The sequence below is a fragment of the Salicibibacter cibarius genome (genome assembly GCF_016495725.1).
Classification (GTDB): Bacteria; Bacillota; Bacilli; order Bacillales; family Marinococcaceae; genus Salicibibacter; species Salicibibacter cibarius.
The window spans coordinates 2,754,310-2,780,773 of the sequence record NZ_CP054705.1 but is presented as its reverse complement, the minus strand read 5'-3'; the positions used below and the strand labels follow the sequence as shown (position 1 = coordinate 2,780,773).

General features: G+C 39.0%; 20 protein-coding genes. All 20 read left to right on the top strand.

What is annotated here, in order from left to right:
• Positions 1-10 precede the first annotated feature (10 nt).
• The 20 genes from HUG15_RS14120 to HUG15_RS14025 all read left to right on the top strand — a co-directional run bounded on the left by HUG15_RS14120 (position 11) and on the right by HUG15_RS14025 (position 26,455).
• Positions 11-916, top strand: a complete 906-nt coding sequence (locus HUG15_RS14120) for a LysR family transcriptional regulator (protein WP_200123713.1) — start codon at positions 11-13, stop codon at positions 914-916.
• A 215-nt stretch (positions 917-1,131) separates the two neighbouring features.
• Positions 1,132-2,835, top strand: a complete 1,704-nt coding sequence (locus tag HUG15_RS14115) for an alkyl sulfatase dimerization domain-containing protein (protein WP_200123712.1) — start codon at positions 1,132-1,134, stop codon at positions 2,833-2,835.
• A gap of 86 nt (positions 2,836-2,921) precedes the next feature.
• Positions 2,922-4,877 carry a TRAP transporter permease gene (locus tag HUG15_RS14110; RefSeq protein ID WP_200123711.1) on the top strand — a complete coding sequence of 652 codons (1,956 nt, stop codon included), beginning with the start codon at positions 2,922-2,924 and terminating at the stop codon, positions 4,875-4,877.
• Positions 4,878-5,136: 259 nt separating this feature from the next.
• Positions 5,137-6,114, top strand: a complete 978-nt coding sequence (locus HUG15_RS14105; protein ID WP_200123710.1) for a TAXI family TRAP transporter solute-binding subunit — start codon at positions 5,137-5,139, stop codon at positions 6,112-6,114.
• Positions 6,115-6,215: 101 nt separating this feature from the next.
• Complete coding sequence (locus HUG15_RS14100; RefSeq protein ID WP_200123709.1) at positions 6,216-7,193, top strand: TAXI family TRAP transporter solute-binding subunit; 978 nt, start codon at positions 6,216-6,218, stop codon at positions 7,191-7,193.
• A gap of 212 nt (positions 7,194-7,405) precedes the next feature.
• On the top strand, positions 7,406-8,635 hold the full coding sequence (locus tag HUG15_RS14095) for an alkyl sulfatase dimerization domain-containing protein (protein WP_200123708.1): 1,230 nt from the start codon (positions 7,406-7,408) through the stop codon (positions 8,633-8,635).
• Positions 8,636-8,684: 49 nt separating this feature from the next.
• Entirely contained in the window at positions 8,685-10,784 is a 2,100-nt protein-coding gene (locus tag HUG15_RS14090; RefSeq protein ID WP_200123707.1) for an acetate--CoA ligase family protein, read from the top strand.
• Between the two features lie 24 nt (positions 10,785-10,808).
• Complete coding sequence (locus HUG15_RS14085) at positions 10,809-12,014, top strand: alkyl sulfatase dimerization domain-containing protein (RefSeq protein ID WP_200123706.1); 1,206 nt, start codon at positions 10,809-10,811, stop codon at positions 12,012-12,014.
• Positions 12,015-12,261: 247 nt separating this feature from the next.
• Complete coding sequence (locus HUG15_RS14080) at positions 12,262-13,953, top strand: alkyl sulfatase dimerization domain-containing protein (RefSeq protein ID WP_200123705.1); 1,692 nt, start codon at positions 12,262-12,264, stop codon at positions 13,951-13,953.
• A 95-nt stretch (positions 13,954-14,048) separates the two neighbouring features.
• Positions 14,049-14,876, top strand: a complete 828-nt coding sequence (locus tag HUG15_RS14075) for an alpha/beta fold hydrolase (protein WP_200123704.1) — start codon at positions 14,049-14,051, stop codon at positions 14,874-14,876.
• Positions 14,877-14,908: 32 nt separating this feature from the next.
• Positions 14,909-15,664: an SDR family NAD(P)-dependent oxidoreductase gene (locus HUG15_RS14070; RefSeq protein WP_200123703.1), complete on the top strand. Its 756-nt coding sequence runs from the start codon at positions 14,909-14,911 to the stop codon at positions 15,662-15,664.
• A gap of 97 nt (positions 15,665-15,761) precedes the next feature.
• A complete protein-coding gene (locus HUG15_RS14065) occupies positions 15,762-16,964 on the top strand; it encodes an alkyl sulfatase dimerization domain-containing protein (protein ID WP_200123702.1) in 1,203 nt (400 codons plus the stop codon).
• A 384-nt stretch (positions 16,965-17,348) separates the two neighbouring features.
• Positions 17,349-18,899, top strand: a complete 1,551-nt coding sequence (gene istA, locus HUG15_RS14060) for an IS21 family transposase (RefSeq protein ID WP_200123701.1) — start codon at positions 17,349-17,351, stop codon at positions 18,897-18,899.
• On the top strand, positions 18,896-19,678 hold the full coding sequence (gene istB / locus HUG15_RS14055) for an IS21-like element helper ATPase IstB (protein ID WP_200123700.1): 783 nt from the start codon (positions 18,896-18,898) through the stop codon (positions 19,676-19,678). The genes istA and istB overlap by 4 nt, the downstream gene beginning before the upstream one ends.
• Positions 19,679-19,706: 28 nt before the next feature.
• Positions 19,707-20,024: a hypothetical protein gene (locus tag HUG15_RS14050; RefSeq protein ID WP_200123699.1), complete on the top strand. Its 318-nt coding sequence runs from the start codon at positions 19,707-19,709 to the stop codon at positions 20,022-20,024.
• Positions 20,024-20,188 (top strand): hypothetical protein, encoded by a 165-nt coding sequence (locus HUG15_RS14045; RefSeq protein WP_200123698.1) that lies wholly within the window; start codon positions 20,024-20,026, stop codon positions 20,186-20,188. Before HUG15_RS14050 ends, HUG15_RS14045 begins: the two co-directional genes overlap by 1 nt.
• A gap of 386 nt (positions 20,189-20,574) precedes the next feature.
• A complete protein-coding gene (locus HUG15_RS14040) occupies positions 20,575-22,212 on the top strand; it encodes a sigma-54 interaction domain-containing protein (RefSeq protein WP_200123697.1) in 1,638 nt (545 codons plus the stop codon).
• A 212-nt stretch (positions 22,213-22,424) separates the two neighbouring features.
• Positions 22,425-24,077, top strand: coding sequence for an AMP-binding protein (locus HUG15_RS14035; protein WP_200123696.1), 1,653 nt, complete (start codon positions 22,425-22,427; stop codon positions 24,075-24,077).
• Positions 24,078-24,171: 94 nt separating this feature from the next.
• A complete protein-coding gene (locus tag HUG15_RS14030; protein WP_200128983.1) occupies positions 24,172-25,689 on the top strand; it encodes an acyl-CoA carboxylase subunit beta in 1,518 nt (505 codons plus the stop codon).
• Positions 25,690-25,717: 28 nt separating this feature from the next.
• The gene (locus HUG15_RS14025) at positions 25,718-26,455 is read left to right on the top strand and encodes an SDR family NAD(P)-dependent oxidoreductase (RefSeq protein WP_246516350.1); all 738 of its coding nucleotides are present in this window, start codon (positions 25,718-25,720) and stop codon (positions 26,453-26,455) included.
• Positions 26,456-26,464: the final 9 nt, after the last annotated feature.

Below are 26,464 nucleotides of genomic sequence, written 5' to 3'. Positions count from 1 at the left end.
GTTGAATGTAGTGAATTTAAAATTATTGGAATTATTTTGCTGCATAGTGGAAGAAGGGAGTATCAGCGGCGCAGCCAGACGAAACTACCTTTCACAACCATCCGCTACCAAAAGCATTCGATATTTAGAAGAAGAATACGGTGCGTTACTATTTAACAGGGAAAAAGGGAGCATATCATTAACAGAAGTGGGTAAGACTCTTTATCCACATGCAAAGGCGATAATACATGAGTATCATAATTCCAGAGAAGCTGTAAGATACAAGAACGAAAAAGTACAGTCACAATTAAAGGTCGGAGCATCATTTACGTTAGGAGAATATTTTCTTCCATCGGTCATCAGTGATTATATAGGCAATACGCAACTTGAAGATGCTGGTACCGTACAATTATTCATAGAAAACACTCCGAATATATTAGAGAAATTGGATGATAAAGAAATTGATGTAGCCTTTGTGGAAGGAGAAGTGGTTAATAATAATTTAATCAAGGAAGCTATTGCATATGATGAAGTGATATTGATTGTTGGAAGCACGCATCCATGGTCAACCGTCCCCCATGTTTTGACAAATGAACTGAAAAATGAAAAGTTGATTGCCCGAGAAAAAAATTCAGGAACGAGGAAAATCATAGCTGAGCATCTTGAAAAAAAAGGGGTATTAAAAGATATATTTTCTTATATGGAACTAAATACGACACAGGCTATAAAAAGTGCTGTTAGGTCAGGCTTAGGATATGGATTTGCTTCTTATTATAGCGTAAAGCAGGAAATAGATAACGGTCTTTTAATTAAAGTACCAATTGCCGATCTAACAATTTCGAGACCGCTGTGGTGCGTAAAAAAACCGCTAAACTTTGAAAAACCTGCTATTAAAATATTCTCGCGTATGGTAAAGGACTCTTTCGTGCATAATTAGGCCAAGGGATCATTCGGTATAGTTATACCCCATTCATAAATTTTAAGGCATAAACATGTTTATGAGAAATTTGATAAAATCAGTTTAAATTAATTCACTTGGCATAAGCATAAATGAAAGCGATTACCCAGGTTTGCGGAAATGAAATAAGGTCTACTTATAATCTGAATAGGTATAAAGAACAGCTATAGCAACTATAAAAGGGGAAATGAAACATGACTAATAAAATACAAAACCAAATTAAAGAAGAAAATTCACCATATATGGGTGGGGAAGTAAAAACGGCTACGCTGGCTAATGGAGCAATCGTCAATGAAGGACTTGCCTTTCCAAAGCGCGAACCTAAAATTGATGAAATCAGAGATGGTATTACTATGTTAAAACGTTTCTCCCTTGATAATACGGTTATTATCGAGGGGAAAGAAGGAGTTATTGTTTGGGATACAGGTGGCCATATGGAGGCAGGTAAGCGCAAATATCAAGCACTTCGTGAGATAACGAATAAGCCGGTTAAAGCTATCATTTATTCGCATAACCACTATACCATGGGAGCAAAGGCATTTGTTCCTGAAGGGGAAGAAGGAAAAGAGATTCAGGTCCTTTCTCATCCGGATGTTCATAAAAATAGAACTAATTCAGCCATTGAACTTGATCCAGCCGCAACAAGAAATGGTGCAATGCACTTTGGCTCCTACTTACCAAGTACGGGACCGGATGCTCATTTTGGAAGTGGGGCAGAAGGAGGTTCAAAAGCGGGATATATTGAGCCAACCTATGGTGTTCAGGATGGAGAAAAAATGAACATAGATGGGGTAGAAATGCAATTCTTCTATACGCCGTCAGACACTTACGACTCTTTAACATTATGGTTACCAAATTATGATACGGTAATTACAAATAGCATTTGGAATGTTTTCCCTAATATGTATACTTTACGCGGTCAGCCTTATCGTGATCCTAAAGGTTGGATAAAAGGAATTGATATCATTCGTGAGCTTAATCCTCAGTATCTTATTCCTGAGCATGGTAATGCAAGAAGAACAAAAGAGGAAAGCTATCAACTGGCGACGAATTATAGGGACGGGATGGCTTTTATTTATGCCCACGCTGTTCGAGGGATAAATAAAGGTTTGAAACCGGATGAAATTGCGGATAGTTTAGAATTTCCTGATCATTTAGCTAATCACCCTTGGTTAAAGGAATCCTATGGGGAACTAAAGCATCATGTGAAAGGAATCTATAGTGGTTTAATTGGTTGGTTTACTTTAGATGCTGCTGATATCAATCCAGTTTCGATTCCGTTTAGATCAGAACGAATTGTGAATGGATTTGGAGGAGCAAATAAAATTATCGATCTATCAAATAAGGCTTTAGATGATAAGGAATATGCATGGGCAGCAGAGTTAATTACACATGTATTAAATATCGATCCTGATAATCAAAAGGCCAGGCAGATTAAGGCCAATGCCTTGCGCCAAATGGGCTACGCAACACCCGCTTCATCTTCAAGAGGATTTTATCTAACGCATGCGTTAGTTTTAGAAGGAAAAGTGGATTTAAACCAAACGCCACATGGATTGACAGGACTCGGTGATGGGATTGAAAAACTTCCTGTAGAACAATTGATGAAATTGCTCGAATACAAGATCGATCCCGTTAGTGCAAAAAATATCGATAAAGTAATGGTTATCACTTTATCTGATCTGAAACAGGATTTTGGGTTGCATGTTAGAAAAGGGATTGCTGAAGTTAGTAATCACAAGCCGAAGAAGTTTGACATGACCATTGAGCTTCCGAGTGAGATTTGGAAAGAAATTGCTTTAGGGAAAACAAAAATAGAAGATGTGGTTTCTCAAGATCAAATTAGAAGTAGCGATATCAAGGAGACTATTCAATTTTTCAACTTATTTGAAATGTAATTAACATTTATAATGACTAGAAATTCTTTATTGAAAAAAGAATTGAAATTATAAATAGCTGAATCTGGAGAGGAAAGGATACAATTATGGTAGATGAAAAAAAAGTTGGGGAAGAGCATGAGGACTCGGAAGAAATATCGTTAACTGAAGGAAGACGAAGACAGTTTCGTGGGATCGTTTCCTTATTAATCACAATCCTTGCAGTTATATGGGCTTCTTACCACTTATATACCACTTATTTTGGGATGCCTGATACTTTAGTTCATCGATCAGTTCACTTAACCTTTGCGCTGATATTAACATTTATTCTACTTCCTCCATCAAAAAAGTTTAAACATAGTCGCCTGTTTTTAGGGCTGGATATGATATTAGTGGCAACAAGCATTCTTATAGCAAGCTATGTTATTCAAAATGCAGATACGTTTATTGATCGAGCAGGATTGCCTATTTTTAGTGATTATATTTACGGAACTATTGGTATTATAATAGTTATTGAAGCAACGAGACGAGTATTAGGTCTTGCCCTTCCAATTGTAGCGATTGTATTTCTTATTTATGCATATACGGGAGAATATTGGCCATCCATTTTTTCACATGCAGGCAATGACCATGGTCAAATCGTTAGTTCACTATTTTTATCATTAGATGGAATCTTTGGTATTGCGATAGGTGTATCATCTACGATACTTATTATCTTTATTCTTATGGCACAATTCCTCATGGCAACTGGAGCCGGCAATTTTTTCATGGATATGGCGAAGGCTTTGATCGGTTGGGTTCGAGGTGGACCGGCGAAGGTGGCTGTTGTTAGTAGCGGTTTATTTGGTAGTATCACCGGAAGTGCAGCAGCGAACGTTGTAAGTACCGGAGCGATTACAATTCCCTTAATGAAGCGCTTAGGTTACAGCCCTAAATTTGCTGGTGCTGTTGAAGCTACAGCATCGACGGGAGGACAATTAGTCCCACCAATAATGGGGGCAGCTGCTTTTATTATGGCAGAAACTCTTAGTATTCCCTATAGTCAAGTCGTTATCGCTGCTGCTGTACCCTCTCTTCTCTTTTTTGTATCACTATTATTTATGGTGGATTTTGAAGCTGCTAAAAATAATTTAAGTGGAATCCCTAGAAAAGAAGCACCGTCATTGTCAAAAACCTTCAAAGAAGGATGGTTTCATGCCTTACCATTATTATTGCTTTTTTATTTACTATTGGTGGTTGATTATTCACCAGCACGTGCAGGTTTCTTTGCGATAGTGCTTATCATTCTCATAAACATTATCAATAGAAAAAATCGTTTATCATTTAAGCAATTTATTAAGGTATTAGAAAAAGGTGCCATTGGAACTATGGAAATTGCCATAGCCTGTGGGTGCGCCGGGATAATTATCGGATCATTTGCTTTGACTGGCTTAGGTCCCAGAATGTCTTCTATTTTGATCGAGTTATCACAAGGTTATTTGTTACCCCTATTAATTTTAGCAATGATTGCTGCCATTATTATGGGGATGTCATTACCAACAATTGTTATTTATATGGTTCTAGCAGTAATGGTCGCACCGACCCTTGTTGATTTGGGTGTTACCCCAATGGCAGCGCATATGTTTGTATTTTATTATGGTGTATTATCTTCTATCATACCACCTATTGCATTTGCAGCTTTTTATGGTGCAGGAATTGCTGGGTCAGATCCGATGAAAACAAGTTTTACTGCTTTTAGACTTTCCATATGTGCTTTGATTATTCCATACATGTTTGTGTACAACCCCAATTTGTTGTTAATAGGCACTGGCTCTGTAGTAATGATATCCGTTATATTGGCTATCATAGGTGTCGGGAGTGTAGCCATAGGTATTCAAGGTTATTTATTTAGAAGTATTAAAATGTGGAAGCGTCTACTATTCTTTGCGAGTGGATTATTCTTGATAGACGGAAATTTCATGACAAGTGTTTTAGGGATTGTAATATTAACTCTACTAATTTTGCCTGAATATAGTTATCATCGGGACAATAAAAAATCCAAATTACAAAAAGAATTAGCTTAACTATTGATGAAAGAGTGACAGGGTGATATGGATGGAGATAATTTAAGTTAAAAAAACCTTATGAAAAAACACCTTTTGGCAATTAGATAGCATTGGGGGTGATACGAGCGAAAGAACAAATGAATTTATAGTCTGGAGAGACCCAAAACCAGAAGTGAAAGTCATTTGTGACAAAGGGACAGGGTAGAAATATTAGAAGTCGAATTATAAGCGAGGACAGGGTAGATGATCTTTTATTATTTATTGGGAGGAGTAAAAAATGAACGTGCTAAAGACACTGCCAATGATTGTGATGGGTGTGTTATTTGTTGCAGGGTGCGGTAGTGAATCAGATAAAGCGAGTGGGGAAGTAGATCATGCAACAGTGTATGCAATAGGCAGTACGAATAGCTATATGTTATCGTCAGGAATCTCTCAATTAGCTAATGACATGGATGAACCCATTGATTATACCATTTCTGAAACAAATGGGGATATTGAGGGAATACGAATGGTGATGCAAGACAGAGGAGAATTCGTTGATATCTCTGGTACAAATGGAGTGTTTGCTCATGATGGTACTTATGTGTTTGAAGAGGAACAATATGAAGAGATTCGAGGCGTGGTTGCTCTGGAAGCCCCAATTACGCAGTTTATTGTAAGGGCTGATTCTAATATAGACACATTAAGTGACCTTGAAGGCGCAAGCATTGCTACATTTCAAAATACAGCTCAATTATCTGTTGAAAATACTCTAAATCAAGCAGGCTTGCAAGAAGGAGAAGACTATTCCTTAGAAACGTTGCCAGCACAGGAGCAATCTGATGCTTTAAGAGACAATAACATTGATGCATTTGTCACTTATAGTGCATACCCGTCAAGTGTAGTTCAAAGTTTAGACGAAACCACAAGTGTTAAAGTATTACCAGTAGGAGAAGATGTGATATATGGGGCAGGTGAAGAATTTAATCAAGAGGCAAACCCGGTGAAGCTTGAAGCTGATTCTGCTAAAGCATACAGTGGTCAAAGTGAAGATGTGACTACAGCACAAACAGGTAGGTATTTTGTAACCAGAGAAGATGTTGATGAAGATTTGGTTTACGAATTTACGAAATTTGTACATGAGCAGGCGGAAGAATTATCAAATTATCACCCTACAGCGGAAGAAATAACAATAGAGAATTCTATTGAAACAATTGATATACCACTTCACCCAGGGGCAGAACGATATTATCGAGAAGAAGGGTATATTGAATAGTAATATTCGAGATAGGGGACACGTACAAAATAGTTTTTCTTTTTAAAATGTAGAGCAAGGTGAATGATCCTATATTTATTTTACTACGAGGAGGGAGAAAAGTGAATGTGATAAAAACATTGTCAATGATACTTATGGGTATGTTATTTATTGTAGGGTGTGGTAGTGAATCAGGAGGAGGGAGTGGGCAAGTAGATCATGCAACAATTTATTCAATAGGGGGGACGCCTAGCTATATGATGGGGTCAGGCATTGCTCAATTAGCTAATGACATGGATGAACCTATTAATTATACGGTTTCAGAAACAAATGGGGATATTGAGGGATTACGGATGGTTATGCAAGAAAGAGGAGAAATAGTAGATATCTCTAGTACAAACGGAGTGTTTGCACATGAGGGCACCTATGTATTTGAAGGTGAACAATATGAAGAGATCCGTGGCGTTGTTGGTTTGGAATCACCAGTTATTCAATTTATTGTAAGAGCTGATTCTAATATAGATACATTAAGTGATCTTGAGGGAGCAAGAATCGCGACATTCCTAAATACAGCTCAATTATCTGTTGAAAATCATTTAAATCAAGTAGGTTTGCAAGAGGCAGAGGACTATACGCTAGAAACGTTGCCTGCACAGGAGCAAGTTGATGCTTTAAGAGACAATAACATTGATGCATTTGTTACGTTTAGTTCATATCCGTCAACTCAAGTTCAAGGTGTAGATGAAACCACCAGTGTTAAAGTATTACCAATAGAAGAAGATGTAATACACGGGGCAGCTGAAGAGTTTAATCAAGAGGCAGATCCGGTGGTACTTGAAGCTGATTCTGCTGAAGCATACAGTGGTCAATCTGAAGATGTGCTTACATCGGGAATGGGTAGGTATTTTGTAACCAGAGAAGATGTAGAAGAAGATTTGATCTACGAATTTACGAAATTTGTACATGAGCAGGCGGAAGAATTATCAAGTTATCACCCTACAGCGGAAGCGATAACAATAGAAAATTCTATTGAAACAATTGATATACCACTTCACCCAGGGGCAGAAAGATATTATCGAGAAGAAGGGTATATTGAATAGTAATAAATGTTAAAAAATATGATTGAAGAATATGGAAAATTCATTGATCATATTATCTTTATTACACAAATGTATAGTAGAGTTCCTGTGTAGATATCACCTTCATAAGTTGTTTTAGTTTCATTGACAACAGTGTTAGAACAGTAGGACCCATTATATGTATTGATACTTTAAAACGGAAACTTTTCATAATAATAATTTGGAGGATAGTTATGAACACTAATGATAAGCTTCAAAATAATTTTGCGATAGGCGAGGTTAACTGGAAACCCGGATCCGATTCGAGGTTAGAGAAGCTTGGCGAAGGTTTTTATAATGCAACTAACTATGGTTTTGGCAATGTTGGCATTGTGATTACAAATGAAGGTGTCGTGGTCATTGATTCAACTATTTCCCGTACAGGTGGGAAAGCGATAGTTGATGAGATTACAAAAATGACGGATCAACCTATTAAATATTTAATCTACACACATGGACATGGGGATCATGTTGGCGGAGCTTCAGTTTTAAAAGAACAAGGTGCGACTGTTATAAGTCACAGAAATGTGATTGAACGATTTAATCGATACACAAAATTAAGAGACCATCATGTTGCAATCAATAGTATGCAATTCAAAAGAAAACAAAAAATAAAGAATGAATATATATATCCTGATATAGTGTATGATTTTGAATATACTTTTGAACTTGGAGGTAAAACATTTCGATTACTTCACGGTAAGGGGGAAACAGATGACGCTACAGTAGTGTACATTCCCGAAGATAAAATTTGTTATAGTGGAGATTTTATTGTCTGGTCCTTTCCAAATATCGGAAACCCAAATAAAGTGCTCCGATATGAGCGAGAATGGTATGAAATGTTAGACCGTATTTTAAAATTGAATCCTAAAGCGATAGCTCCTGGTCATGGAAGAAGTCTATTAGGAAACGAAGAAGTGCAGGCATGCTTAAGTGATACATCTGCTGTATTGAAATATCTGCATGAAGAATGCGTTATGCATATCAACCAAGGTTCATCGCTTGACAAAATGCTTCACGAGATCAGTATTCCTGAAGAATTAGCGAATAGTCCATATATAAAACAGTCCTATGGATGTCTTGAATTTGTTATTCGGGGTATACATCGCAGGTATACAGGTTGGTATGATGGTAATCCGACTAATTTATCGCCGTCACCTATTAATGATGTTAATCAAGCAATTTTAGATTTGATAGGAAACCAAGAAAAAATAATAGAGAGTACGAGGTATTTTGTGTCAGAAGGAAATCTGCAATTAGCGCTCCACTTAATAGATTTAATTTTAACAGAAAATCCATCTGATAAGGAAATGCATGCTTTTAAAGGAGAGTTATTGGAACAAATGTCTGAGGTATCTAACAATTTATTTTTCCGTAACTTCTATACGGTTAGTGCAAACAATGAGAGGGAATTGGCGGAATAAGTATAGTTACCGGTTTATTATCAAAAGTTTTTAAACGGAGTGTGTAATGATGCCTACATTTAATTTACAGCCAATGTTTTCCCCAAAGTCAATTGCGATTATTGGTGCATCGGGGGATGAAAGAAAGCTCAGTGCTAGACCATTAGTCAATTTAAGAAATCAAGGTTATAAAGGCACTGTTTATCCAGTAAACCCAAAGTATGAAGACATTGCGGGATATAAATGCCTTGAAGATATTGAAAGCCTACCTGAAAATATAGATCTTGCTATTGTTTCGGTTAGTGCGAAGCAAGCTTTACCAGTCTTAGAACAATTGGCTGAGCGATTAGTGAAAAGTGCTGTTGTTTATAGCTCGGGATTCTCCGAAATTGGACAAGAAGGTAGCCATCTGCAACATGATTTAACTGATTTTATTAACCGTACTAGAATTCCCGTATGCGGACCTAATTCATTAGGTTTTTATAACCAGAGTGAAAAAGTGATTGCTACATTTGCTGCTGTAGATTTCGACATTGGTGATCCGGTTGCCTTCATCACCCAAAGCGGTGCTTTCGGTTCTTTTACCTATGCAATGGCTAAAGAAATGGGTTTAGGATACAACTATTTTGTATCTACTGGAAATGAAGCTGGTGTTGATTTTTTTGACTACGTGGAATACTTTGCTCAGAACGAGAATGTAAAGGTCATTGGTGGCTATATTGAGGGAGCAAGAGATTTAGAAAAAATGACCCAAGGTATTAGTGCCGCTGAAAAAAATAATAAACCAATAATATTAATGAAGGTCGGTTCTTCTCAACGTGGAGCGGAGGCAGCATCTTCACACACATCTTCACTAGCAGGGAATCAGTCTGTATATGAAAGTTTTTTTAAACAAAAAAACGTTGTGCAAGTATATGATGAAGAAGAATTAGTTGATACGTTAGCATTGTTTAATAAGGGCAAGATTTCCCCAAACCGCGGTGACGTTGGTATAGTTACCATCTCAGGTGGAGCAGGGATTGTTATGGCTGATAAATGTGAGGAATATGGTATTCAAACTGCTAATCTGACAGAAGAAACTACATCCAAACTAAAGGAAATATTACCGCCATTTGCATCTGTAAATAATCCAGTTGATTTAACAGCACAAATTATTCAAATGATTGACCATTTTGAAGAGAGCCTTAACATTGTTCTGGAAGATGAGAATGTAGAAGCATTGGTCCTTTATATGCAACTGGGCGATGCGATAGCACCTCAAATTATACCTAAATTAAAACAAATTAATGAACAAACGGATAAAACGCTAGTCATTTGTTGGGCACAACCTTCACAGAAGACAAAAGATGCACTTTTAGACGGTGGTTTGTGTTGGCTACCAACCCCTACCCGAGCGATTAAAGCTGTTAAAAATTTAATTCAATATAACGAGGGTCGCGAGCGTCGTGGACAGACTAAAAATGATTTACCAGAACAAAAAGTATCTGAAATTGCGGCAACAACTACCGACTTAAAGAACGCGAAGACGGAGTATGATATAAAACAGGAGTTAGCTGGCTATGGAATTTCTATTCCTAGAGGAGCTCTGGTTAAAAATGTTGATGATGCGATAAATTGCGTTGAGGATATCGGATATCCAGTCGTTCTTAAGGTCGCTTCCTCCGACATTACCCATAAAAGCGATAACGGGGGCGTGAAGGTTAATATAAATACAAAAGAGGAAGTAATCGAAGCGTATAAATCAATTATTTCTAACATGGAAAAAAATTATCCATCAGCTAATATTGAAGGTATTCTGATTGAAGAAATGATCAAAGATGGTATAGAGGTGTTTATCGGTTGTTTTCAAGATTCATTATTCGGCCCTTGTATAATGTTTGGATTAGGAGGGATCTATGTAGAAGTATTATCGGATGTCGTTATTCGAAAAGCTCCATTGAGTGAACAAGATGCCGAAGATATGATTAGAAGCATCAAGGGCTATAAAATTTTAAAAGGTACACGCGGAAAAGTGCCCTCGGATATTAGTGCATTAGCAAGTGATTTAGTTAAAATATCGGAGTTTTGCTGGCAGTATAAAGACTCGATAATAGAATTAGATATAAATCCTTTGGTTGTTAAGAGTAAAGGCGAAGGTGTTGTTGCTTTAGATGCAGCAATCGTAAGTTAACAAATTTAAGGAGGAATCACATCAATGAGTACGGAAAAATCTCTTCAAAGTATTGATCGGGTGATGGAACATACGGCTGGGAATTTGCAAAATGATATTAAGTTTATTGAATGCGCTAATGGTTATTACTATGTTAAAGGTTGGGCAAATGTTGGTGTCATCATCACATCTGAAGGGGTAGTTGTTATTGACACCGCTATGAGCAACAAACATGCCCAAAATATCTACCATGCTATTCGTGAAAGAACGGATTTACCCATTAAATACGTTATTTATACACATGGTCACTTAGATCATGTTAATTCCACTCATGTATTCAAAGAAGAAGATACTAGTGTGATAGCTCATGAAAATGTTAATGAAAGGCATTTTAAGTACAAATTATTAGAACATCATCACCATCGTATTAATTCTACGCAATTTCAAAATAAGCTAGGCAGCATGCGTTCGTATGATGTAATTCCTCCTGATATAACCTTCAATAAAGACCATAAGATTTCATTGGGAGGTAAAAACATTCACATCGTTCATGGTAAAGGGGAAACGGATGACCATTGTTTTATTCATGTTCCAGAGGATGATGTTGTTTATTGTGGTGATTTCTTTGTATGGTCTTTTCCGAACATTGGAAACCCGTTAAAGGTCATTCGATACGAACGGGAATGGTATGAAACACTGGAAAAAATTAAACGACTAGAACCAGAGATTCTAATACCAGGGCATGGGAAGATGATCAAAGGTAAAGACCAAGTGAAAATGGCACTGCAAGATGTAATTGATACGCTCAGATTTGTTCATAATGAAGTAATTGAACATATCAATAAAGGCACCCAGCTCGAAGATGCTTTGGAGTTAATACAATTACCGGAACATCTAGAAAACAGTCCTTACGTGAAACAGTCATACGGTTGTTTAGAGTTTGCAATTAGAGGTATTTATAGGCGTTACACTGGGTGGTTTGACGGAAATCCAACTCATCTAAGCCCTTGTAAACAAGAAGATGTGGCTGCAGAAATGTATTCTCTAGTTCAAGATTCGCAAGTCATTCTCAAAAAATGCCGATCTTTAATGGATGAAGGAAGATATCAGATGGCCCTACACCTTGTGGATATATTGGTTTTATCACAAAATCATGAAGAAGCGAAGGCGTTGAAAAAAGAGGCGAGTGAAAAATGTGCAGAAACGAATCAAAATTTTATTATGCGTAATATTTATAAACAATTTGTATAAAGTAACTGTCAAAATCACGACTATTACATTAATTAGTTCATGAAATATGGAAAGGGGTGCTCTCAGTTATAATGGGGAGCAACCCCACCATATGGAATAGTTGCCCCTCTTATGAATTAACTAATTTGTGTAAAATAGGATAGTTAATTCTTCGAAAAATAGAGGTCAGTGTTAAGGTCTAAGAGCCCGTCGAATCGATTAAACTAATAAAGTTTCTTCAATAACAATAAAGGAGATTCTATTGTACATGAAAAACAATGAGATTGGATTAAAAAAGAAGAATCAGTATAACAACGGGCAGGTAGAAAAAGTTACGATGCCAAACGGAGCGATCGTGAATAAACAAATGGGCGAATATTATTCACAAGTGAACAAACCTAAAGTTACTCATCTTACTAACAAAATATCTGTGCTTGAACATTTTTCCATCGATAATACCGTCGTCATCCAAGGGGATAGTGGTCTAATTATTTGGGATACAGGATTTAATATGGGCGTTGGAAAGCAAAAGTTCGAAGCTATTCGTAAATTCACGGATAAGCCGATTAAAGCAGTTATTTATTCCCATAATCACTACACTAGTGGGGCTAGACCGTTTGTTCCAAAGGGTTCTGAAGGGAAAGAGATAGAGGTTATTGCCCATCCTGATGTGCATAAAAATTTGCTAAGTTCTTCAGTCGAGCTCGGGAAAATGTTGAAAAAAACAACAGCACAGCATTTCGGTTTTTTCCTTCCAAAAGAAGGTCCTGATGCATCTCCTGTTTCATATGATGGAAGTAAAGAAGCTGACAAAACTTCTGGTTATGTACAGCCGACATACGGAGTGAGAGATAAGGAAAAGATGGAGATTGATGGAGTGGAGTTCCAATTTTTTCATACTCCATCAGACACTATGGATTCACTGACCGCATGGCTTCCGGAGCATGATGCGGTAATTACGAATAGTATTTGGCACGTGCTCCCAAACATGTATACGTTAAGAGGGCAACCATACCGTGATCCGCTCTACTGGCTGGAAGGAATAGATCAAGTCCGCAAATTAAATCCGAAAATATTAATACCTGCACATGGAGAGCCTGTATCCACAAAAGAATCAAGTTATGAATTGGCAACTAATTATCGAGATGCTATTGCTTTTATATATTCCCAAACAATTCGCGGAATTAATAAGGGATTAAAACCGGATGAGATCGCTGAAGAGATAACTTTACCAGAACATCTTGCAAACCATCCTCGGTTAAGTGAAGTATATGGTGAACTTACTCACCAAGTGAAAGGTGTATATAGTGGATTAATTGGTTGGTTTAGCCTTGACGCCGCCGACATTAATCCAATATCTACCCAGTATAGATCTGAGAAGATAGTTGAAGGTTTTGGAGGAATCGAGAAAGTAATACAGGCTTCAAAAAAAGCCTTGGAAGAAAGAGAGTATGCCTGGACAGCTGAATTGATTACTCATGTACTAAATATCCATCCTGACATGGAACAAGCTCGACTAATTAAAGCAAAAGCGTTAAGAGAAATGGGCCAAGCGACACCTGCACTATCATCAAGAGGATTTTATCTTTCTCAAGCTTTACATTTAGAGGGGAAGATTGATCTTAACAATGTATCTAATCCATATCTGCCAATCGAAAGGTCGATTAAATTATTAGAATACAAAATCGATCCGGAAAAGTTGGGGCAAATAGATAAGTTATTAAAAATTTGCTTTAGTGATTTAACTGAGTGTTATGGATTGCATATGAGAAAAGGTGTTGCTGAATTTTTGGAGGAGGAGCCAACCGACCCAGATATTACTTTGAAAATATCTAGTAATCTATGGATTACTTTTGTACTAGGAAAAATGGAAATTGAAGAGGTTATGAAAGAGAGTAATGTCCAGGTTGAAGGTGATCAATCAGTTTTAATAGAAGTTATGCAAGCTTTTGAATTATAGCGCCTTTCTAGGGAGTAGTGATATCTAGCGAGCGCGACTTAAAGAATTCAATCATTTGAGTTGAGCTAACTTAATTATGAGGGAAGGAGAGACGAATGATTCAAAAACAAACAATGGTATTAAACGAACAGAAGATTTCTTATTTCGATGAAGGCTCAAAAGATAGCCCTCCAGTGTTACTGCTTCACGGTGTACCAGAATCTAGCATGCTTTGGAAACATATCATACCCGAAGTCGTTTCAACAGGGTTTCGCGCGATTGCACCGGATTTACCTGGGTTTGGTCAAAGTGACCAATTTAAAACAAAGTCCACTTGGGAAAACTATCTTATTTTCATTAATAATTTTATGGAAACACTTGATTTAGACGAAATTCATCTTATTGTCCATGATTGGGGTGGGATAATTGGATTAAGATGGGCGTGTGATCATCCGGAAAAAGTATCGAGTTTAGTGATTAGCGATACTTCTCTAGATCCTGAATATAAATGGCATCCAATTGCAAGGAAATGGAGGACGCCCGGGGAAGGAGAAAGAATTATGGAAAAAACGGGCAATAAAACTTTATGGATGAAAAACATGAAAAACGAGGTTCCTGGTATAGACGAAGATGTTCTAGAAGACTTTTATTGCGTATATCAAACAGAGCAATCAAGAAACGTCATTTTAGACTTGTACAGATCAGCGAATCAAAAGTTAGTTGAACCTTATCTGAATCTGTCAAAAATTAAAACGTGCGTTACTATACTGTGGGGAGAAAAAGATCCATATGTAGATTATGAGTTTGCATACAAAACGCAGGAAAAGCAATTATCTCAAGCAAATGTTTACATTATCCCCAATGCAGGCCATTTTATTCATGTGGAAGTTCCTGAGAAGGTGAAGCCAATCATCGGTGATCATTTCCGTTCTATTATGTGTTAAGTGTAAAAATATTGGAGAGGAGAAAAACACTAGTGGATGAGAGACCTTTGAATGGACAAGTTGCGGTAATAACGGGAGCAGGAAGAGGAATTGGCAAGGCTATTGCGATTGCCTATGCAGATAAAGGGGCGGCAGTTGTCTGTGCAGCAAGAACTGAGATAGAGATTTTAGAAACATCAGAGGAGATAAAAAAGCGGAATGGTGAATCCTTGGCGGTAAAAACAGATGTTACACAAATGGAGTCGGTTAATAATTTAATAGAAAGAACAATTGAGCATTTCGGTGCTGTTGACATCTTAATGATAAACGCCGGCCTAAACGCTGATCGTAACACTGTAGAAGAGAGCAATCCGGAGAATTGGCGCAAAACACTGGATGTTAATCTAGTGGGACCATACTTTTGTGCATATGGCGTTATTCCATATATGAAAAAACAGGGTGCTGGCAAAATAATCACGATTGGTTCAGGAGCTGGCTATCGGGCAAAAGCCAGTTATTCGGCTTATGCTTCTTCAAAAGCTGGATTAGGGATGTTAACGCGAGTTTTAGCTCAGGAGCTTTGGCAATATAACATCAGCATTAATGAAATCATCCCCGGTCCGGTGCGAACACGACTTACAAATGGAGGCGAAGTATTTAAAAAGCAGAATGATGAAAAGTTAAAGAGTTTCGATAGTGAATGGATAAAAGATCCTGAAGACGTAGTCCCGTTAGCCTTATTTTTAGCTACACAAAAAGATGAGGGGCCTTCTGGTCAAAGTTTCAGTTTACTAAGAAGGGATAAATAACAAGAGTTAAAAATTCAACTTAATGAACACCCATTAGCGTCGTATACTTGAATTTCTTGAAAAATAGGCAAATTAAATATAGGGAGGAATATTTGAAATGAGTACGGAAAAATCTCTTCAAAGTATTGATCGAGTGATGGAACATACGGAAGGGAATTCAAAAAAAGATTTGAAGTTCATAGAGCTTACCCAAGGTTACTATTATGTCAAGGGTTTTGCCAACGTTGGTATTATCATGACCTCTGAAGGTGTCGTAGTTATTGACACAACTGTAAGTAATATTCACGCTGAAAATATTTATCGGGCTATTCGTGAAAAGACGGATTTGCCCATCAAATACATTATTTATACGCATGGTCATTTAGATCATGTTAATTCCACTCATGAGTTTAAGGAAGAGCAGACAAAGGTGATAGCTCATGAAAATATGAATGAGCGTCATTTGAAATATAAAATATTAGAAGAATACCATTTGAGGATTAACGGTGTACAATTTCAAAATAAATTAGGGTTGCGTTCATTTGATTTTATCCCCCCTGATATCACATTTCACCAGGATTATCAGTTTTCATTAGGAGAAAAGCAAATGCACGTCGTCCATGGTAAAGGAGAAACGGATGATCATTGTTTTATTCATATTCCGGAGGATAACGTTGTTTACTGCGGCGACTTCTTTGTATGGTCCTTTCCAAACATTGGAAACCCATTAAAGGTCATTCGTTACGAACGGGAATGGTATGAAACACTGGAAAAAATTAAACAACTAGAACCGGAGATTCTTATTCCGGGGCACGGGAAAGCAATCACAGGGAAGGATCAAATTAAATCTGCATTACAAGACGTCATTGATACACTTAAATTTGTCCATGATGAAGTAACTGCGCATATCAATAAAGGCACCCACCTTGAAGATGCGTTGGAGTTAATACAACTACCGGAACACCTAGAAAATAGTCCCTACGTAAAGCAAACATACGGCTGTTTAGAATTTGCCATTAGGGGAATTTACAGACGATACACTGGATGGTTTGATGGAAATCCAACGCATCTGAGTCCTTCTAAACAAGAAGATGTGGCGGCTGAAATAAATGCTCTTGTGCAAGATCCTCAAGTCATTCTCAAAAGATGTAGATCTTTAATGGATGAAGGAAGATATCAGATGGCATTACACCTCTCAGATATATTGGTTTTATCCCAAGATGATGAAGAAGCCAAGGCCTTGAAAAAAGAAGCTATCGAAAAACAAGCTGAAACGAATCAAAATTTTATTATGCGCAATATTTACAAACAGTTGATGTAAACGAAAGAATGTTATATCAAGTCACGGATAAGGCAGATACTCGCTTAAAGTAAGTTCAGTAACTCTATAACTATTTTGCAATTACCTAACAAAACAGCCATAACCCAATGCAGGAAGGGTTTTGGCTGTTTTTTGTAGAGTTGCGGCGTTAGAAAACTTGGCTTTACACCAAGCCTTTATGGCTAAAAGCTTAGTTGTACTTATGTGTATCTACTAGAAAAGATGTGAGTATTGCATTCGGTTTGTACCACCCTTGCAATCTTTTTTACCACCAAGTGCGGAGATATTTACCACTTATTGCGGAAGCCTTTACCAATACACCACCTCCTGTATACTTAATGGGCATGCCAAACGGCATGACATTAGGAATACAGGAGGTTTTTTATGTTCCCATATCGACAGATGCTGGAATTACATGACGAGGAAAGGAGTTTACGAAGTATCGCAGCTATGACCCGCCGTTCAAGGCAAAAAGTAACGGAAGTCATACGCTTGGCGGAGAAAAGAGGGTTGAAGTGTCCGCTCGATGAGGAAATGACAGATGCTTGGATTGAAGATTTTCTATATCCAGAGAAAAAGTTAGAAGCTTCTGGACGGCAAATGATTGATTTTGATTATTTGCATGAGGAGTTGGCCAAGCCCCATGTCACTTTGACATTGCTTCATGAGGAATATGTGAGGAAAGCCCGGGACCAAGCGAAGATTCCCTATGCCTATCGGACTTTTACGGAACACTACCACAATTTTGCCCAGAAGTATAAAGCGACCATGAGAATTAAGCGGAAACCAGGGGAATTGTTAGAAGTCGATTGGGCAGGTTCTACCCTATTTATCATTGATCCCGATACCGGGGAAAAAGTGAAAGTCTATGTATTTGTGGCAGCTTTACCGTGTTCTCAGCTTTCCTATGTGGAGGGCTCTTTATCCATGGATTTAGCTTCTTGGATTAAGCTTCATCAACACGCGTTTGAATACATGGGAGGCACCACCCAAATTATTGTGCCCGATAATTTAAGGACAGGGGTGACCAAGCATACCTCCAAAGAGCTGGTGTTAAACAAGACGTATGAAGAAATGGTCCGCCACTATCACTCCGTGGTCATGCCAGCACGCGTGCGTTCACCCAAAGATAAGCCGAGTGTGGAAAGTTCGGTGAACACGGTGTCGACGTGGATTATCGCTGCGTTAAGGCATGTCCAATGTTTTACGTTGGAGGAAATGAACCAAGAGATCCGAAAGAAGCTAGGGGAGTTTAACCACCGGCCCTTCACAAAAAAAGAAGGCTCTCGCTGGTCAGCGTTTATGGAAGAAGAGAAGTTCGCCCTTACTCCTCTTCCCGTTAAACCCTACGAGATGTCTGAGTGGCGAACCGCCAAGGTGCAGCCTGATTATCACATCTCTGTGAAAAGCATGTTCTACTCCGTTCCCTATGAATACATCGGAAAGCACGTCGATGTGAAAGTCTCAGATCATGTGATCGAAGTCTATTTCGATCACATGAGGATTGCCTCACATCAAACATTATATGGGAAATACGGCCAACATTCTACTGTGAAAGATCATATGCCGGATAACCATAAGCATTACGTGGAACAAACGCCGCAAAATGCATTAGATTGGGCTACAGATGTTGGGGAACATACGCTTTCCGTGGTGAAGTTCTTGTTGGAGAGCTACGGGGTTGAAAAACAAGCGCTGAAGTCTGTTTTTGCCTTAAAGAAATTGGAACGCACCTACACGGTTTATGATATCGAACGTGCGTGTAAAATGGTCCACCAGATCACGAATCGGCCTACAGTAAAAAGTATTCAAACGCTCATCAAGAACAATAAAAAAGCAGACGCAGAGAAAGCTTTCACACAGAAGCAACAGAACGTCAAAAATAAGCATGCGTTTACACGTGGGGCTTCCTATTTTGGAGGGAAAAACAAATGAACCAGCAGAATATTGATAAACTAAAAACATTGAAACTATCAGGGATGGCAGAAGCCTATGAATCTCTTTTCACGAAGGCAGAAAATAAAGAGATGGATTTTGATACATTATTCGGCATCTTAATTGACCATGAAGAATCCCGCCGGAAAAGTAATAAACTCAACCGTCTTCTCAAACAGGCAGCGTTTCCTGAACCGGCTTCAATCGAAGAGATCATGTATTATGATGACCGGAAACTAGACAAAGATTTACTCCAGCGTTTAGCCAGCGGAAGCTATATTCTGGATGGGCGAAATATTATCTTTAAAGGCGTGTCTGGAGCCGGGAAATCGTGGATGGCCGCCGCATTTGGCGTACAGGCGTGCCGACAGTTCTTCAAAGTACATTACACACGGCTTCCTGATCTATTAGAGGAATTTAAACTTGCAAAATATCAACAGGATGACAGCTATGTCAAACTCATGAGAAAGCTTCTAAAGGTAGATCTTCTTATTCTTGATGAATGGCTGCTTCACGCCTTAACCAATGAAGAAGCAGCTCTCCTTCTTGAAATCATAAACGCAAGACGTCAGGCAAAACAATCCAACATCTTTTGTTCTCAATTTGATATTGATGGATGGTACGAGAAACTGGGAGATGGCACCTTGGCAGAAGCCATTCTCGACCGAATTATTCATGATTCCTATGATATTTTCATTGACGGAAAAGTGTCGATGCGCGAACGTCTTGGTGTGCAAAAACAAACGGCAAACGATAAAGAGAACAACAATTTTTTATAAAAAACCTAGAAATGAAAGGGTGTTTAAAATGAGGGAATACATGACACTCGCGGAGACTCTCGATCTCCTACACAATTATGAGATTGACTGCGATGAATTAGATGTTAGAAAATGGATCGCTGAAGGTGAAATCGAAGCAACAGAAAATGGAGAAGATTTCAATATTACAGAGCCAGCAGTATTATCGTTTTTGGTCGATTTAAGTCGTGTTGGAACACCCTATGAAAAAGGAATTAGTGATAAAACCAAAATCGTAAGACTCGAGGAAAAAGTGGAAGAGTTACAAAAAAAGATTGATAAGCTGAAATGTGAGCTTGACTTTGAATTAGGGAGACTCCCATTTTAATGGCTAAAGATATTCCCCGCCCATGGGCGGGGAATATCTTATTTCAAGCCGTTCTTTTCATCTGTGGTAAAGGGATCCGCATTGAGTGGTACATTTTCCTGCAAAAGGTGGTAAAAAAGACCGCACAAGTGGTAAGAATTGTCCGCCGTACTCAGAAAAGATGAATTAAATACATCGCCTTATTCAGCATTCAAGGGTGAAATAATACTTATTGAAAATATTGCGTATCTGTTGTATTATTTTAAAAAGAGATCGAGCATACCAATCGGTCAGTATAATTTGAAGCGGTTGCTTATCAGGCGGACGATATTCGGAAAAGGCGCCGATATTATCTTCGATCCTGCCGTAAATGTATTGCCGTCGTCCACGGTTTTGCCGGGCTTTATGAAAAGAAAGCGATGAACATCCACAAATTCCTTTGTTCCATGTACGAAGAAGGGCTTTGAAGTAGTTCCGTATGTCTTAAACCTTTTGGGGGCTGGAGCTATAAATTTATAACTCGTTCCCACAGTTATATTAGTAAATTACCGGATTGGGGTGAACAAAGCAGATGTCTTATGCTGAAATAGAACGCACCCGTACTGTAGAGTTACCAACAGCCATTACTGATTACAAAGGAAAGATTGTAGAATATAATGAAGCTTTCGAAGAAATGGTTAAACGATCAGACGTTGGGAATTTAATTGATATTGAGAAAAAAATGAACAATCCTCGTAATCAAAGTCTACACATAGAATGCAATCATAGGTTATATCGTATTATAGAACAAAAATGTCTGAACAATAAGGGTTACAAGATACACATCATCTACGAGGATTCGGAACTTAATGAATTACAAAAGGAAATAAAAAATTTAATAAAAATAAATAGAGAACTCAATTACATTATAGAGAACTCTTATGATGGGATATCCGTACAAGATGAAAAAGGCGTTACGATTCGATTGAATTCATCGATTGAACGGTTGACAGGGATTCCGCGAGAATATTTTTTAGGGAAAAGCGAAGAAAAATTAATGACGAGAGGTTTTTTACAAGAATCTGTAACCTCCAAAGTTTTAGAAAGCAAGGAATCCGTGACTGTTTATCAAGGCGGGGTCGATAACAAGCAAATTGTGATGACCGGGGCTCCACTATTCAACGAACATAATGAAATTGAAAAAGTAATCATTAACATTAGGGATGTTACAGAACTTGTTCTCCCTCAAGAAATGAAAAGTGAAGAATCAGATAACCATCAAAAAAACAGAGGTACCAGACAACACGGATTCATATGTAACGATGAAAAAATGATCGAGATTTATAACGTTATCGAACGGGTTGGCAATGTCGAAGCTTCTGTTCTCATAACAGGGGAGACGGGTGTAGGCAAGGACATAATCGCGAGAGAGCTATTTAATAAAAGTGATCGCCAAAAAATGGGGCAATTCGTTAAAATTAATTGCGGAGCAATACCAACCGACTTGCTTGAATCAGAATTATTCGGATATGAATCAGGTGCTTTTTCCGGGGCGAATCGTTCAGGGAAACCCGGACTATTTGAATTAGCGAACAAAGGCATGGTTTTTTTAGATGAGATCGGTGAGCTTCCATTAAAGTTACAAGTGAAATTACTTCAAGTCATCCAAGATAAAGAGATAAGAAGAATTGGCGCAACCAAAACACAAGATATTGATACGAGGATCATAGCAGCGACAAACAGCGATTTGAAAGAAATGGTTAGAAATGGGGAGTTTAGAGAGGACCTTTTTTATAGATTAAATGTTCTCCCAATACACGTTCCAGCACTCCGGGAGAGAAAAGAAGATATTTTACCTATCGCACATTTTTATCTACAGACGTTTAATAAAAAATACAATACAAACAAATGGATGTCTATAGGTTTGCAGGATTTTATAAAGCGACATGAATGGTCAGGGAATATAAGGGAACTGACTAATTTCATCCAACGATTGGTTATTATCGTCCCCACTAATGAGCTCTCTACCTCTGATTTACCGGAGGAATATCGACCTTCTTTTCATTTAGAAAATAAGAATCGTAATCTTCTAAATGAAGCAGCTGAGAAAGCTGAAAAAGATTTACTTCAAAGTGCCGTGAGCCATTATAAAACGACACACCAAATTGCAGAGGCCTTAAATTCAAGTCAGGCGACTATTGCGAGAAAGCTCAATAAATACAATTTATGATTAAATGTAAGGGGTTTCATATCGCGCGATTGCTTGAAACTATTCACTATTGAATTAACTTAACTCAAATGTAAGAAAGTGTGCGTCGTTCATAAAATTCAAAGACTGATTTTAAGCAGATTTGTTATTGGCATAAAAATTGCTTTATTTATGATAATAAGGATTATTAATAGGCATTCAAATATTGTGTGAACAGGAGGGAAGAATCAATAATGACTTCTTCTTTAAAGAAAAGTTGGTCACAAGGGGTTCCGGAAACATTAAATTACCGACTTGGGGAAAGACCGTTGCATGAATATCTCATTCAAAATGCCATCGATCAGCCAAGACAGACAGCCTACAATTTTTACGGAAATGAGATAAGTTGGAGTCAATTAGTGGACCAAACGCTCCGATTGGCTAAATTTCTTCAAAACAAGGGAGTGGCGAAAGGAGATAAAATCGCTTTATACATGCAAAATTGCCCGCAGTATTTATTGGGCCATTATGCGATACAAATGCTGGGTGCAACGGTTGTTCCTTTAAATCCAATGTATAAGGCGTCGGAACTTGAATATTTCATAAATGAAGCTGAAATAATGGCCATTATTTCAGGCGATGAATTGTACGACCAAATAGGCGCTATCAAAGATAAAACACCCTCCCTTCAATTTTTTATGATTACTAATTATGCGGATTTTCTCTCTGAAAAACTTACGTTGCCTTTGCCTGAAGATCTTCAAGGAGAAAAGAAAGCGATGGATGACGCTTATGATGTATTAAATATTGTAGACGTTACAGCTCCGCTTGAAGAGACAGAAGCGATTGATGTCTGGGAAGATGTCGGACTAATGGTATTTACTTCCGGTACGACAGGAAGGCCTAAAGCAGCGATGCTCACGTTTGGGAATGCATTATTTAAAACAGCTGCTACAGCGCATGGGTACCAACACCAACAAGAGGATCGCACGCTAGCGGTGGCCCCGCTTTGCCATATTGCCGGCATGGTTATGGGGGTTAATCTTCCCGTCTATAGTTCCAATTCTTGTATTTTACTGTTACGTTTTGATCCTGTGACGGCAATTCAGGCCATTGAGCGTTACAGAGTGAACAAGCTGTACACGGTAGCTACAATGAACGCAGCGATATTGAATGAAGCGCAGTCAGGAGACCATGATTTGTCTTGTTTGGAAACCAATTTCGCGACAAGCTTTGGATTGGCTGTCGATGAGTCACTAGCAGATGCGTGGGGGAAACTTACAGATGGATGCCTTCTTTTTGAAGCGTCTTATGGATTAAGTGAAACGCATACATGTGACACGATGATGCCTATGGATAAAATCAAATATGGAACATGTGGCATTCCGACTTATCAAACGGATATTCGCATCGTAGATCCGGAAACCGGAAAAGATTTGCCACCGGGAAGGCAAGGCGAGATTGCCGTGAAAAACCCCGGTGTGTTTAAGGGGTATCTTAACCGCCCAGAAGCAACAGCGGCTACCTTACGCCAAGGATGGGTGTTCACAGGGGATATTGGCACGTTGGATGATGAAGGCTATTTAACTTTCAACGGTCGGGTCAAAGAAATGATCAAGGCATCCGGTTACAGCGTGTTCCCGGAAGATGTGGAAGCATTAATGAGCGACCATGAAGCCATTGCTCAAGTGGCTGCAATAGGTGTTCCGGACAGCAAACGTGGCGAAAGTGTAAAAGCTTTTATCGTCTTAAAACCGGAGTATGTTGAAAAAGTCACTGCAGAGGCAATTATTGCTTGGAGCAAGGAGCATATGGCGGCTTATAAATACCCGCGCGAAGTCGTATTCGTTGAAGAATTACCGGCAACAAGCTCCGGGAAGGTGTTGCGAAGGCTTTTAAAGGAATAGAAAGGCTCACTTCGACCAAACATCACCAAAATCACATCGGTATGGGTAGGGAGTTATATATGGATAAAACAAATATGGAGATGGAACTCAAAGAATTATCAAATCGGAAAGAGCGTGCACGCTGGGGGGAGGCAAGGAAAAGATTGAGCGCCAGTACGAATCGGGGCACTACACCGCAAGGGAGCGCATTGACAAACTCGTCGATTCGGAATCTTTTTTGGAATTGGGAATGCTCGCCCATTCCGATCAAGACGGGAGTGAAGAAAAGAGTGCAGGAGACGGTGTCATTATCGGACTGGCAAAGATAAACGGACGGCCGATTGTCGTGCAGGCAGCCGATAAAACCGTTTTTGCCGGAACAGAGGGAAAAGTATATTTCCGAAAATCGCAAGCTGCTCACAACTTTGCTTTGAAACGGGGTTTTCCATTTCTAAACCTCATGGAAGGCGGAGGTTTGAGAATGCCGGATGGGATGGGTTCGGATGGCATAAGCCAAGTGCTTTTTCCGAATGAGCTTCTCACCCATCACCGGGAAGTGCCGATGATAACCGCCATTTTAGGTGACAGTTTTGGTGGGCCTACTTGGACGGCGGTTTCCTCGGATTTTGTGGCACAACGTAAAGGGACTTCCATGGCAGTGGCCGGCCCGCGCATGCTTGAAGTCGCTACAGGGGAGAGAGTTTCAAACGAGGAACTTGGCGGCTGGAAAATACATGCGAATCATACTGGGCAAGTGGACCAATTCGCGGAAAATGAAGAAGAAGCGATCGCTTCAATAAAACAATTTCTTGATTTTATGCCACAAAATGGGGGTGAAGAACCCCAATTCAAAGAGACAAATGATGATCCTTTCCGCAGTTTGGATGAGATCGCCAATCTTGTCCCCACCCGGAGACAAAGAGCTTACGATATGAAAAAGGTCATTGAACACATTGCAGATGATCATCACTTTTTTGAACTGAAATCTTCTTATGGGACAGCACTTATCACTGTTCTAACGAGAGTGAATGGACGGACAGTTGGCATCATTGCTAATCAACCGATGAAATTTGCAGGCGCCGCGGGAGATAAGGAATGTGAGAAGGCAACCGATTTCATTGTAATGTGTGATTCATACAATATTCCACTTATTTTTTTACATGATACGCCCGGTTTTCGCGTATCGAGTGAGGCTGAGAAGATGAAAATGCCAACGAAAATTATGGTGTGGAACCAAGCCCTCGCTCAGTCAACCGTGCCCAAGATTTCGATCATCATACGCAAAAGTATCGGAGCAGCTTACGGCAATATGTGCGGGCCAACTATGGGGGCGGATTTTGTTGTGGCATGGCCAACGGCTGAAATTAACTTTACAGGACCGGAAGTCGGTATCAACGTCGTATACGGACGTGAGCTTGCACAATCGGAACAGCCGGAGACAGACCGAGCGGAACTGTTGAAATCGTGGAGTTTTGACAGTTCCCCATATAAAGCAGCCGGTAAGTATATGCTTGATGATATTATCGACCCAAGAGAAACGAGGAAGTTCTTGTCGCGAACGTTAGAGTATGCGTGTGGAAAAAACGGATCAATAAGCGAGCGTCGCCTTGCCAATTGGCCAACGGGGTATTAAATAATCGGAAAGGGTGGTTGTTTTGCGCTTGCAAAACAAAGTTGCCATTGTAACTGGTGGCGGAGGAGATATTGGCAGATCCGTCGCGTTGCGTTTTGCACAGGAAAACGCCAAAGTCATGATATCCGATGTGGATGAGGATGCCGGCAAAGAAACCGCAAATATGATAAATGAAAATGGCGGAAAAGCTGGCTTCATTCGTACGGATATCACTAAACCGAATGAAGTGAAAACGATGATCGATGAAACCATCAATGCCTTCGGATTGCTGAATATTTTATTCAATAACGCAGGTGTCAATTGTGATGAGAAAAAAATGCCTGATGTTTCTTTTGAAGAATGGCAACACGTGATGGATATTAATATCAATGGCGTCTTTCTTGGTATGAAGCATGCCATTCCTCATATGGAACCGGGGAGTTCAATTATTAATACTGCCAGCATAGCTGGAATAAAGGGACAAAAACTTGTTTCCGCTTACTCGGCCTCCAAGAGCAGTGTTATCGCACTTACAAAGACAGCTGCAACGGAATATGGAAGGCAAAATATACGTGTGAACGCGATTGCTCCGGGAATTATCGATACGAAAATGACAGACGACTGGAAGGAAACGGATAAGTGGCCGATTTTATCTAAAGCAAATGCTTTACGAAGACTCGGACAACCAGAAGAAATTGCGAATGCCGTGTTATTCTTAGCTTCCGACGAATCATCTTTTATTACAGGAGAAACGTTGGTTATTGATGGAGGGACGTTGAATCTCTAGGTTAAGCCA